Origin of the sequence: Pseudonocardia sp. ICBG1293, from assembly GCF_020131355.1 — a bacterium.
Lineage (GTDB): Bacteria > Actinomycetota > Actinomycetes > Mycobacteriales > Pseudonocardiaceae > Pseudonocardia.
Genome location: NZ_JAHLEL010000044.1, coordinates 602390 through 613629, shown reverse-complemented (window position 1 = coordinate 613629; position 11240 = coordinate 602390). Strand labels below are relative to the sequence as shown.

The window sequence follows — 11240 nt, the reverse complement described above, 5'->3', positions numbered from 1 at the left end:
GTCGGCGTTGATATACGGTATACGGAAACGGGCGAAGGGTGGATGCGGTGACCGCGGTGCAGACGGGCGCCGGCGGCCGGATCGTGGCGCCGCCTTCCATGGCGGAGCTGGCGACCGACGCCCTGCGCGCGATGATCTTCTCCGGCGAGCTCGCGCTCGGGGAGCGGCTGGTCGAGGCACGCCTGACCGAGCGGCTCGGGGTGTCCCGTCCGCCGCTGCGCGAGGCCCTGCAGACGCTGACCCACGAGGGGCTGGTCGTCGCCCACCCGCGGCGCGGTGCGGCCGTGCGCACGCTGACCCGGCACGACGTCTACGAGATCGTGACCCTGCGCGAGGACCTGGAGGCGCTGGCCGTCCGCCTCGGTGTGCCGGTGCGGGTGCCGGAGCGCCTGGAGCGCTGCCGGGCGGCCCTGGCGGCGTTCGAGGAGGTCGGCCGGGCGGGTGACGAGAGCCGGTTCCTGCACCACAAGTTCGAGTTCCACCTCTCGCTCGTCGCGCTGGCCGGGCACTCCCGGCTGACCGAGGCCTACCGCGCGCTGTCGTTCCAGATGCAGCTGTGCATGGCGCTGAACCGGACCGCCCGCCGGGAGACGCTGCTGGAGAACGTCGAGCGCCACCGTGAGCTGCTCGCGGTGGTCGAGGCCGGGGACCCGGACGTCGCGCAGCGGGCCCTGACCGAGCACGGTCACACGTCGTTCCTGCTCGACCTCGTCGACCGGCTCGACGGCGGCACGCCCGAGTCCGAGGAGTGGCTCGCCCGACGACGCGGCGGCTGAGGCACCGGCGGCGCTCACGCGAGCGTCCCACCGATGCCGTCGGCGGCGGTCCGCAGCAGCGCGGCCGCCTCGGCGACCCGGTCGGGCCCGAACCGGTGGATCGGGCCGGACACCGACAGCGCCGCGGGGCTGGACACACCGGCGAGCGGGACGGCCACGCAGAACACGCCGATCTCCTGCTCCTCGGCGTCGACGGCGAACCCGGCCCGGCGGATGCGGGCGAGCTCGTCGAGCAGCCGGTCGGGGTCGACGACGGTGTGGTCGGTCGCGGCGGGCAGCCCGGTGGTGCCCAGCAGCCGCCGGGCCCTCGGGGTGGGCAGCTGGGCGAGCAGCGCCTTCCCGACCCCGGTGCTGTGCAGCGGCACCCGCCGCCCGACCTCGGTGAACGTGCGCATCGAGTGCGGCCCGGGCACCTGGGCGGTGTAGACGGCGCGCTCGCCGTCGAGCACGGCCATGTTGGCGGTCTCGCCGAACCGTTCCGCCACCGCGCGCAGGTCGTCCCCGGCGCGCACCCCCAGCACCCGCGACGCCCGGTCCCCGAGCCCGATAAGGCGGGGCCCGAGGGTGTAGCGGCGGTTGGCCACCTGGTGGGCGTGGCCGAGCTCGCGCAGGGTCGCGACGAGCCGGTGGATCGTGGGCTGGGGCAGGTCCACGGCCTCGGCGAGTTCGCTGATCGACAGCTCCCCGCCCGCCTCGGCCAGCACGTCGAGGATCCGGAAGGCCCGGACGACGGACTGGACCCCGCCGCCCGGACCGGCTCCCGTTCCCGGCACCGGATCAGCCCCAGCCGGGGACGACGAAGATCAGTCAGCTCAGCAGCGGTGCCACCGCGCACATGCTGAAGCCCCAGATCATCAGCCCACGGAACACGCGGTCGGTCTGGTCGCCCGGCGCGTTCGCGACGACGAGCGCCCCGCTGGTCGAGAACGGTGAGGAGTCCACCACCGACGACGACAGCGAGAGCGCGATGATCAGCCCGACCGCGCCCACGTCACCGGCGAGCAGGAACGGCACGGCCAGCGGGATCAGGGCGCCGAGGATGCCGGTGGTCGAGGCGAACGCGGACACGATCGCGCCGATCAGGCAGATGATGATCGCAGCCAGCAGCGGGGACCCGATCGTCGTGACCAGGTTGCCGAGCCAGTCGATGGTGCCGACCCGCTCCATCAGCGACACGAACGTCACGATCCCGCAGATCAGCAGCACCGTCGGCCAGGCGACCTGACCGACGGCGGCCTTGGCCGAGGACGGCGAGATGACCGAGAGGACGGCGGCCACGGTCAGTGCGGTGAAGCCGACGTCGAGCCCGAACGCCAACGCGCCGACGGCCAGCGCGACCAGCCCCAGGATCGTGAACACGTGGTCGCGTTCGAGCGGGCGGTGCGGTTCGTCCGCGTCCGGCTCCGCCGGGCCGGTCCCGCCCGGTCCCACCGCGCCCGACCCCGGACCGGTGGTGACCGTCCGTGACCGGTTGTGCGGGACGGCGCCGCCGCCGAGTGCGAGCGAGGTGCCCGGCTCGGCGGCCACGGCGACCCGGTCGTCGCCCACGGCGGACGCGCCGGCCGACTCGCGGGAACGGCGGACGAGCTCCCGACCGCCGAACATCAGGAACACCACGACGCTGAGCGCGAGATTGAACACGAACGACGACAGGAACAGCAGTCCCGGGTTGCTCGGCAGACCGTTGCGGCCCACCACCCCGTTCACGATGCTGCCGAAGATGCTGATCGGCGAGAAACCACCGGCACTCGCACCGTTGATGATGAGCAGACCCATCAGCATCGGGTTGATCCGGTAGCGCTGGGCGAATCCCATCCCGATCGGCGCGATGATCGCGACGGCGGCCGGCACGACGGCGCCGACCGCGGTCAGCACCGCGGTGACGCCGAACATGACCCAGGGGATGAGGGCGATCCGTCCTCCCACGGCCCGCACCGCCAGCTGGACCAGCCGATCGACGGTCCCGTTGCCCTTGGCGATGGCGAACAGCAGGGTCACGCCCACGAGGATCACGAACAGGTCGCCGGGGAACCCGCCGACGATGTCGTCGGTGTCCTCGCCGACGAACGCCGTCCCGACGACGAACGCGGCGCCGAAGGCGAGCGCGCCCATGTGGACCGGGAGAATCGTCGCTATCAGGAACACCAGGGCGAGTGCCACGATGGTGATGAGTTCGATGGACATCGTTTTCCTCTGTGGTCGACACTGACGCAGACAGGAACTGATGACGCGGTCCGCGCGACGTCGCCGGGCCGCTTCTCCGCAATGCGGAAAACGAATTCGATATCCGGAGTATCAGCAGGGTCACACATCCCCGTCAAGCGGCACCGGTGGCTGCCCGCCGGGGATGGGAGGACCGTGCTGCACCCTCTCGACGGCAGACTGTAGACGGTATACCGTCTTCAGCGCGAGACCCGGATTCCGTCATCCGGAACCACCGGTCACCGAGCGTGGAGGACCTCATGACGTACGCAGCCGGTCGGCACTTCCTGCAGATCCCCGGCCCGACGAACGTGCCGGACTCGGTGCTGCGCGCCATGTCGGCCGCGACGATCGACCACCGCGGCCCGGACTTCCAGGCGCTGGGGGCCGAGCTGCTGCGCGATGTCCGGCCGGTGTTCGGCACCACCGGGCCGGTCGTGATCTACCCGGCCACCGGCACCGGGGCGTGGGAGGCGGCGCTGGTCAACACCCTCGACCCGGGGGAGACGGTGCTGTGCTTCGAGACCGGGCACTTCGCCACGCTGTGGCAGGAGATGGCGGGCCGGCTGGGGCTGCAGGTGGACCTCGTGCCGGGCGACTGGCGGCACGGGGCGGACCCGGCCGTCGTCGCCGAGCGGCTCGCCGCCGACACCGCCCACCGGATCGCCGCGGTGTGCGTCGTCCACAACGAGACCTCCACCGGCGTCACCAGCCGGGTCGCCGAGATCCGCGCCGCGATGGACGCCGCCGACCACCCCGCCCTGCTGCTGGTCGACACGATCTCCTCGCTGGGCTCCATCGACTACCGGCACGACGAGTGGGGCGTCGACGTGACGGTGGCCGGCTCGCAGAAGGGGCTGATGCTGCCGCCGGGGATGAGCTTCAACGCGATCAGCGCCAAGGCGCTGGAGCGCTCGCGCACCGCGACGATGCCCCGCACCTTCTGGGACTGGGGGCCGATGCTCGCCGCCAACGAGCGCGGCTTCTTCCCCTACACCCCGAACACCAACCTCCTGTACGGGCTGCGCGAGGCGCTGCGCCTGCTGTACGACGAGGGACTGGAGAACGTCTTCGCCCGCCACACCCGCCACGCCGAGGCCACCCGGTCCGCGGTACGGGCATGGGGCCTGGAGGTGCTGGCCCTCGACGAGCGCGAGTACTCCAGCGCGCTCACCGCCGTGCTCGTGCCCGACGACGTCGACGCCGACAAGGTCCGCGCGGTGATCCTCGACCGCTTCGACATGTCGCTGGGTGCCGGTCTCGGCCGCCTGGCGGGCCGGATCTTCCGGATCGGGCACCTCGGCGCCTTCAACGACCTCACGCTGGCCGGGACCCTCGCCGGCGTCCAAATGGGGCTCGGCCTGGCGGGTGTGCCGGTCGACCGCTCCGGCCTCGACGCGGCGCTGCAGCGGCTCCAGGCCGACTGACCCCCACCCCGCCCGCCCCCGCACCGTCGCGAGAGGACGCCGTCCCATGACCGCCGAGCTGGCCCGTCCCACCACCCCCGCCGTCGCCGTCCCGGGCCTGGAGGAGACGCTCCGGTCCCGGCTGGCCGGTGAGGTCGCCTTCGACGACTACAGCCGTCACCTGTTCTCCCGCGACGCGAGCATGTACGCGATCACCCCGCTGGGCGTGGTCTTCCCGCGTACCCACGACGACGTCGCCGCGGCCGTGCGCACCGCGGCCGAGTTCGGCGTCCCGGTCGTCGGCCGGGGTGCGGGCACCAGCCTCGCCGGGCAGACCGTCGGGCCGGGGCTCGTCGCGGCACCTCCACCGGATCGTCGAGCTCGATTCGGTGGCGCGCACCGCGGTCGTCGAGGCGGGCGTGGTCCAGGACCAGCTCAACCGGGCCGCGGCCGCGCACGGGCTGATGTTCGGCCCGGACACCTCCACCAGCAACCGGGCCACGATCGGCGGCATGATCGGCAACAACTCCGCGGGCAGCGGGTCGCTGACCTTCGGCATGACGATCGACCACGTCCGTGCCCTCGACGTCGTGCTGTCCGACGGTTCCACCGCGCGCCTCGAACCGGTCGACGAGACCGAACGCCGCCGCCGCGCCGCCGCGGACACCCTGGAGGGCAGGCTCTACCGCGAGCTCCCCGCCCTGGTCACCGGGAACGAGGACGCGATCGCCGCGGGCATGCCGCTGTTCTGGCGCCGGGCCTGCGGCTACCGGCTGGACCGGCTCGCGGGCTTCGCCGAGTCCGGGACGTTCGACCTGGCGAAGTTCGTGGTCGGCGCCGAGGGCACGCTGGTGCTCGTCACCCGGGCCGTCGTCGACCTGGTGCCCAAGCCCGCCCGGACGGTCTACGCCGTCGGCCACTTCGACACCGTGCACGGCGCCATCTCGGCCACCGGCGACGCGCTCGCCTGCAACCCGCACCAGGTCGAGATGATGGACAGGACCATCCTCGACCTGTCCCGTCGCAAGATCGAGTACGCCGACCTGGGCAACCACCTCGTCGGCGACCCCGCGGCGCTGCTGTTCGTCTCGTTCTCCGGCGACGACGAGGCCGAGCTGGTGGCGAAGCTGCGCGGGCTGGCCGCACTGTGGGGGCGCCACGGCCACGGCTACCACACCCTGGAGCTGGTCACCCCCGCCGAGCAGGCCGCCCTGCTGAAGGTCCGCAAGTCCAGCCTCGGGCTGCTCATGGCCGCGGGCGAGGGCACCCGGCGGCCGCTGGCGTTCGTCGAGGACACCGCGGTGGCCCCCGAACACCTCGCCGAGTACACCGCGCGGTTCTCCGCGATCCTCCAGGAGAACCGGCTGGAGGCGGGGTTCTACGGCCACTGCTCGGTCGGCTGCCTGCACATCCGCCCCTTCGTCGACCTCACCGACCCGGCGCAGGTCGCGACCATGCGCAGGGTCGCCGAGCAGGTCAAGGCCCTGGTCGCCGAGTACGGCGGGGTGAACTCCTCCGAGCACGGCGACGGGCTGGCCCGGTCGGAGTTCAACCGGGAGATCTTCGGCGACGAGCTCTACGAGGCGATGCGCCGGGTGAAGGCCCTGTTCGACCCGGGGAACGTCATGAACCCCGGCAAGATCGTCGACGCGCCGTCGATGACCGAGAACCTGCGCGACCGCGACGCGCTCCCGCCCGCCCCGTCGCTGACCACCGCGCTGTCGTTCGAGGTGATCGGTGGCCCGGGCGCCACCGGGATGCGCGACGCCGCCGACCGCTGCATGAACATCGGCCTGTGCCGCAAGACCACGGCCGGGGTGATGTGCCCGTCCTACCAGGTCACCCTCGAGGAGGAGCACTCCACGCGGGGCCGGGCGAACGCCCTGGTCAAGGCGCTGTCCGAGCCCGACCCGGCCGCCGGGCTGGCCGACGGGCGGCTGCACGAGATCCTCGACCTCTGCCTCATGTGCAAGGCGTGCAAGAGCGAGTGCCCGATGGGCGTCGACATGGCCTCGCTCAAGGCCGAGGCGCTGCACCAGCAGCACGCGGTGCACGGCACGCCGCTGCGCTCGCGGCTGTTCGGCGCGATCCGCACGCTCAACCGGCTCGGGTCGGCGACCGCACCGCTGTCCAACCTGCCCGGCCGGGTCGGGCCGCTGCGCCGGCTCGCCGAACGGACGGTCGGGATCACCGCGCGCCGCCCGCTGCCCCGCTTCGACCGGGACAACCTGCTGCGGTGGCACCGGCGCCGCCGCCCCGCGGCGGCCGCCGCGCCGTCCGGGACGGTGGTCTGGCTCGCCGACTCGTTCACCACCTTCACCGAGCCGCACATCGGGCGGGCCGCGATCGGCCTGCTGGAACGCGCCGGGTGGCGGGTGGAGCTCGCCGGCGGCGGCTGCTGCGGCCGGTCCAGCCTGTCCAAGGGACTGCTCGACGACGCCCGTCGCAAGGCGACCGGGCTGGTCACCTCGCTCGCCCGGGACACCCCGGCCGGTGCGCCCATCGTCGGCTGCGAGCCGTCGTGCGTGTTCACCCTGCGCGACGAGACCCTGGCCCTGCTCCCGGACAGCGCCGAGGCCCGGTCGGTGGGCGAGCGGGTCCGGCAGGTCGAGGAGCTGCTCGTGGAGGCGATCGACGACGGCCGCCTGGTCCTGCCGCAGCGGTCCGCGCTGAGCGGGCGGCGGGTGGTCTACCACGGGCACTGCCACCAGAAGGCCGAGGTCGGGACCGCGGCGACGCTCGCCCTGCTGCGCCGCATCCCGGGGCTGGAGGTCTCCGAGATCGACTCCGGCTGCTGCGGGATGGCCGGGTCCTTCGGCTTCGAGGCCGAGCACTATGCGACCTCGATGGAGGTCGGCCGGGACCGCCTGCTCCCGGCGATCGACGCCGAGCCCGCCGACACCCTGGTCGCCGCGACCGGCGTCTCGTGCCGCCAGCAGATATTCCACGGCGCCGGGCGCACCGCCTGGCACCCGTTGGAGCTGGTGCGCGAGGCGCTCGGCCCGGCCGGGACGGTGTGAGCGGATGCGACTGGTCCGCTACGGCACCCCCCACGGCCCCCGTACCGGCCGGGTGGAGACCACCGACGACGGCGACGTCGTCCGCGAGCTCGGCCCGTCCGGCCCGGGAGTCGTCGCCGGGCGGCTGGCCGGGCTCACCCTGCTCGCCCCCTGCGACCCCCGCACGATCGTGTGCGTCGGGAGCAACTACCCCTGCCAGCTCGCCGAGAAGGGACGCCCGCGCCCGGAGCGGCCCGCCCTGTTCCTCAAGGCGCCCAACGCCGTCGTCGGGCCGGGGGAGCCGGTGCTGCGCCCGGCCGGGGTGGAGCGCCTGGAGTACGAGGGCGAGCTCGCGGTGGTGATCGGCCGCCGGGCCCGTGACCTGGACGAACGCGCCGCCTGGGCGCACGTGCTCGGCCTGACCTGCGCCAACGACGTCACCGCGCACGACTACCGCGCCGACGGGCAGTGGGCGCGGGCGAAGAGCGCGGACACCTTCTGCCCGCTCGGTCCGTGGATCGAGACCGATCCCGGGGCGGGGCCGTGGGGGCTGCGGACCACGCTCAACGGCCGCACCGTCCAGGAGTCCGACACCGGGGCGATGCTCTTCGACGTGGCGCGGATCCTCGCCCACGTGACCCGCTGGATCACGCTGCAGCCCGGCGACGTCGTGCTCACCGGGAGCCCCGGCGGGGTCGGACCGATGACGGCGGGGGACCGGGTCACCGTGGAGATCGACGGTGTCGGGGCCCTGGAGAACCCGATCGCCGACCGGCCCGTACCCGCGCGGTCCTGACCCGGCCGGCCCGGTGTGGACCCGGTCCCTGGCCGGGCCGTCGGCGCCCTCCCGGGGCCCGGCCGGGCCGGGGTCAGCCGCGGCCCACCGGCTCCGGGGTGTCCAGCTCGGCGGGGGCGGGCGCGCCCGCGACCCCGGCGGCGCTGCGGTAGACCTCGCCGAGCCGGGCGGCCCACGGCGCCGCCTCGAACCGGTCCAGGAACCGCTGCCGGGCCCCGGCGCCGAGCCGGGCGCGCAGGTCGGCGTCGCGGGTCAGCCGCACCAGCTCGTCGGCGATGCGGGCGGAGTCCACCGGGGCGAGCAGCCCGGTCTCCCGGGTCACGATCTCCGGGATCCCGCCGACCCGGGTCGCGACCACCGGGGTGCCGGTACCGTGACCGAGGAGCAGCATCCGGGGCATCGTGTCGTGCCGGGTGGTGTGAAGCTGCACGTCGGCGGCGCGCAGCAGCGCCACCGGGTCGGTGCTGCGCCGGAACGCCACCCGCCCGGACAGCGCCTCGTCGGCGGCCACCCGCGACTCCAGCCACGGCCGCAGCGGCCCGTCCCCGCCGAGCACGACGGTCAGCGGCTCGTCCGGCCCGATCCCGGCGACGGCGTCGAGCAACATGTCCTGCCCCTGGCCGCGGCGCATCGGCGCGACCGAGACGGCGACGACCTCGTGGTCGTCGACACCGAGGCCGCGGCGCAGCCGCTCACGCTCCACGGCGGTGCCCTCGCCCGGGTCGGCGGCGCCGTCCGGGATCACCGACAGTCCCTCGGTGGACCCGGCGGCGCGGCGGTACCAGTCGCGCTGCAGCGCCGACGTCGCGATCGTGCGGGTCATGAACCGCTTGCGCGCCAGCGTCTTCGCGGTCCGGCGGAGGTGGTCGCCACGGTCGGCTGGGTGCTCGTGGATGTGGTGCAGCGTGGAGACCGCGGGCACCCGCAGCCGGGCCGCGGCCGCCGATCCGACGACGTCGGGCCGCGCGCCGTGGGTGTGCACCAGGTCCACGTCGTGCTCGCGGAGCGCCGCGAGCACCTTCAGCACCGCACGCGGGTCCCACGGTGCGACGTTCAGCTCGACCGGCGGTGTCCCGGCCCGGGCCAGGCGCCCGGCGACCGCGGACCGCCCGGAGGGGGTCAGCGCGACGACCACCACGGTGAACCCGGCGTCCGGGCCCGCGGCCGCGAGGTCGCCCAGTGCGGCGGCGACGCCGCCGTCGTCTAGGGACTCGACGAGGTGTCCGATCGTCAGGGTCCTGCTGTCGGGCTCGCTGGTGGGCTCGCTGGTGGGCACGGTGACGTGGCCTCCCGGGGTGGCGCTGCGGGGTCGGTCGTCGGCGGTGGGCCGGTGACCCGGTCGGGGCTCGCCGGTCACCATGACACTACCGAGTGACGACGCCGCGTGACGGGGGTGCCGGTGCCGTGCGCGCCGGGGGAGAGGGCGTGCGCGGCCGATCGGGGGTGTGCCGCGGGGCGTGCGGGGTCCATTACGGTCACCCCGGTGCGCACGGTTCTCGTGATCGGGATCGGGGCCGGTGACCCCGACCACCTCACCCTCCAGGCGGTCCGCGCCCTGCAACGGGCCGATGTCGTCTTCGTCATCGACAAGGGGCTCGACGGCGGGGGGTCGCAGGACGACCTCCTCGCCCTGCGCACCGAGATCCTGCGCCGGCACCGCCCGGACGGCGGCTACCGGCTCGTCACCGCCCCCGAGGTGGGCCGCGACCGTGGTGCCGCGGTCGAGCGCGACGACGAGCGCTACCGCGACGTCGTCGTCGACTGGCAGGACCGCCGCGCCCGGCTCTACCGCGAGATGCTCGACGCCGAGCTGGCCGACGGTGCGACCGGCGCGTTCCTGGTGTGGGGCGACCCGTCCCTCTACGACGGCACGCTGCGCCTGCTCGACCGGGTCCTCGACGGCGGGGCCGGGACCGGCTCCACCGACGACGGGTGGGCGGTGGAGTCGGTCGCCGGCATCTCCAGCGTCGCGGCGCTCGCCGCCGCCCACCGGCTGATCCTCAACCGGGTCGGCCGTCCCGTGCTCGTCACCACCGGGCGCCGGATCGCCGAGGGGATGCCCGCCGACGTCGACGACGTCGTCGTGATGCTCGACGGCCGCACCGCCTTCGCGACGCTGCCGGTCGAGCAGCGTCGCGAGCTGCACATCTACTGGGGTGCCTACCTCGGTACGCCCGACGAGCTGCTGGTCGCCGGACCGCTCGACGAGGTCGCCGACGAGATCCTCGGCATCCGGGCCGCCGCCGGGAGCGCAAGGGGTGGATCATGGACACCTACCTGCTGCGCCGGGGTGCCGACGAGCGCTGACCGGCCGGTGGCACCGACGACGAGGAGGTCGTATGCGCTACGCCGACGGACCCACCACCGAGGCCCGGTGCCGGGTCGCCGCGCCGCCCGAGGCGGTGTGGGCTCTGGTGACCGACCCGGACTTCCTCGCCGGGGCCTCGACCGAGATGCAGAGCGCCGCGTGGGGCGAGGGTGACGAGCCGGGCCTCGGGGCCCGGTTGCACGGGCACCACCGGCACGACGCCATCGGGGAGTGGAGCACCGTCTCGACGGTGACGGGGTGGGAGCCGGGGCGGTTGTTCGAGTGGACCGTCGAGCCCGGTGGCGACGGCGGGGCCACGGCCGTGTGGCGCTTCGAGCTCACCCCCGACGGCGAGGGCACCGAGCTGCGCCAGTGGGCCCGGATGGGACCCGCGCCGTCCGGTCTCTCCCGGGCGATCGAGCGGTGGCCGGACAAGGAGGAGCGGATCGTCGAGGGCAGGCTGCGGGAGTGGCGGGCCGGGATGGAGCGCAACTTCGACGCCGTCCGCGAGCGCCTGCAGTAGTTCCCCGTCCGGGGGCCCGCGACGCCCCGGGTGGCACGAGCGGTGGCGGATCCGCGACGACCCGTCACTCCGTCGCGGCCCGCTCGTTGTACGACGGGGTCCTCCCGTGATCCTGAGAACGCGGAGCGTGTTCGTCGTAGATCGCTGCGCCGTTCGGTCCAGCGGACCCGTCACTCGGCGTCCGGAGCCGACCCGTGATCGACCGGGTGGTCGTGACCCTCTCAGGAAAG

General features: G+C 74.2%; 9 protein-coding genes and 1 pseudogene. 7 read left to right on the top strand and 3 right to left on the bottom strand.

Features of this window, described 5'->3' with window-relative positions:
• Window positions 1-47: 47 nt before the first annotated feature.
• Complete coding sequence (locus KPF47_RS22605) at window positions 48-776, top strand: GntR family transcriptional regulator (RefSeq protein ID WP_374108875.1); 729 nt, start codon at window positions 48-50, stop codon at window positions 774-776.
• 14 nt (window positions 777-790) lie between these two features.
• Here the strand turns inward: KPF47_RS22605 and KPF47_RS22600 are convergent, their stop codons facing one another.
• Together KPF47_RS22600 and KPF47_RS22595 are read right to left on the bottom strand one after the other, a co-directional pair.
• Window positions 791-1549, bottom strand: coding sequence for an IclR family transcriptional regulator (locus tag KPF47_RS22600; RefSeq protein ID WP_224390850.1), 759 nt, complete (start codon window positions 1547-1549; stop codon window positions 791-793).
• A gap of 34 nt (window positions 1550-1583) precedes the next feature.
• Window positions 1584-2960 (bottom strand): SLC13 family permease, encoded by a 1377-nt coding sequence (locus KPF47_RS22595; protein ID WP_224390849.1) that lies wholly within the window; start codon window positions 2958-2960, stop codon window positions 1584-1586.
• Window positions 2961-3238: 278 nt separating this feature from the next.
• Here KPF47_RS22595 and KPF47_RS22590 point away from each other — a divergent pair, with 278 nt between their 5' ends.
• The 4 genes and pseudogenes from KPF47_RS22590 (at window position 3239) to KPF47_RS22570 (ending at window position 8179) form a co-directional block, all read left to right on the top strand.
• Window positions 3239-4405 carry an alanine--glyoxylate aminotransferase family protein gene (locus KPF47_RS22590; protein WP_224390848.1) on the top strand — a complete coding sequence of 389 codons (1167 nt, stop codon included), beginning with the start codon at window positions 3239-3241 and terminating at the stop codon, window positions 4403-4405.
• Between the two features lie 46 nt (window positions 4406-4451).
• Window positions 4452-4679 (top strand): annotated as a pseudogene (locus KPF47_RS40355) (hypothetical protein); the annotation flags it as partial.
• A gap of 94 nt (window positions 4680-4773) precedes the next feature.
• Window positions 4774-7404, top strand: coding sequence for an FAD-linked oxidase C-terminal domain-containing protein (locus KPF47_RS22575; RefSeq protein ID WP_308015462.1), 2631 nt, complete (start codon window positions 4774-4776; stop codon window positions 7402-7404).
• Between the two features lie 4 nt (window positions 7405-7408).
• Window positions 7409-8179, top strand: coding sequence for a fumarylacetoacetate hydrolase family protein (locus tag KPF47_RS22570; protein ID WP_224390847.1), 771 nt, complete (start codon window positions 7409-7411; stop codon window positions 8177-8179).
• Between the two features lie 73 nt (window positions 8180-8252).
• Here the strand turns inward: KPF47_RS22570 and KPF47_RS22565 are convergent, their stop codons facing one another.
• On the bottom strand, window positions 8253-9455 hold the full coding sequence (locus KPF47_RS22565) for a glycosyltransferase family 4 protein (protein ID WP_224390846.1): 1203 nt from the start codon (window positions 9453-9455) through the stop codon (window positions 8253-8255).
• A gap of 207 nt (window positions 9456-9662) precedes the next feature.
• On the opposite strand from KPF47_RS22565, the gene cobF reads away from it, so the two are divergent.
• Window positions 9663-10661: a precorrin-6A synthase (deacetylating) gene (cobF, locus tag KPF47_RS22560; protein WP_308015461.1), complete on the top strand. Its 999-nt coding sequence runs from the start codon at window positions 9663-9665 to the stop codon at window positions 10659-10661.
• Window positions 10594-11010 (top strand): SRPBCC family protein, encoded by a 417-nt coding sequence (locus KPF47_RS22555; RefSeq protein ID WP_308015460.1) that lies wholly within the window; start codon window positions 10594-10596, stop codon window positions 11008-11010. The genes cobF and KPF47_RS22555 overlap by 68 nt, the downstream gene beginning before the upstream one ends.
• Window positions 11011-11240 lie beyond the last annotated feature (230 nt).

Bases quoted from the DNA above. Each gene is read 5' to 3' on its own strand.
- KPF47_RS22595 (WP_224390849.1), bottom strand. From the start codon at position 2,960: ATGTCCATCGAACTCATCACCATCGTGGCACTCGCCCTGGTGTTCCTG.
- KPF47_RS22590 (WP_224390848.1), top strand. From the start codon at position 3,239: ATGACGTACGCAGCCGGTCGGCACTTCCTGCAGATCCCCGGCCCGACG.
- KPF47_RS22570 (WP_224390847.1), top strand. From the start codon at position 7,409: ATGCGACTGGTCCGCTACGGCACCCCCCACGGCCCCCGTACCGGCCGG.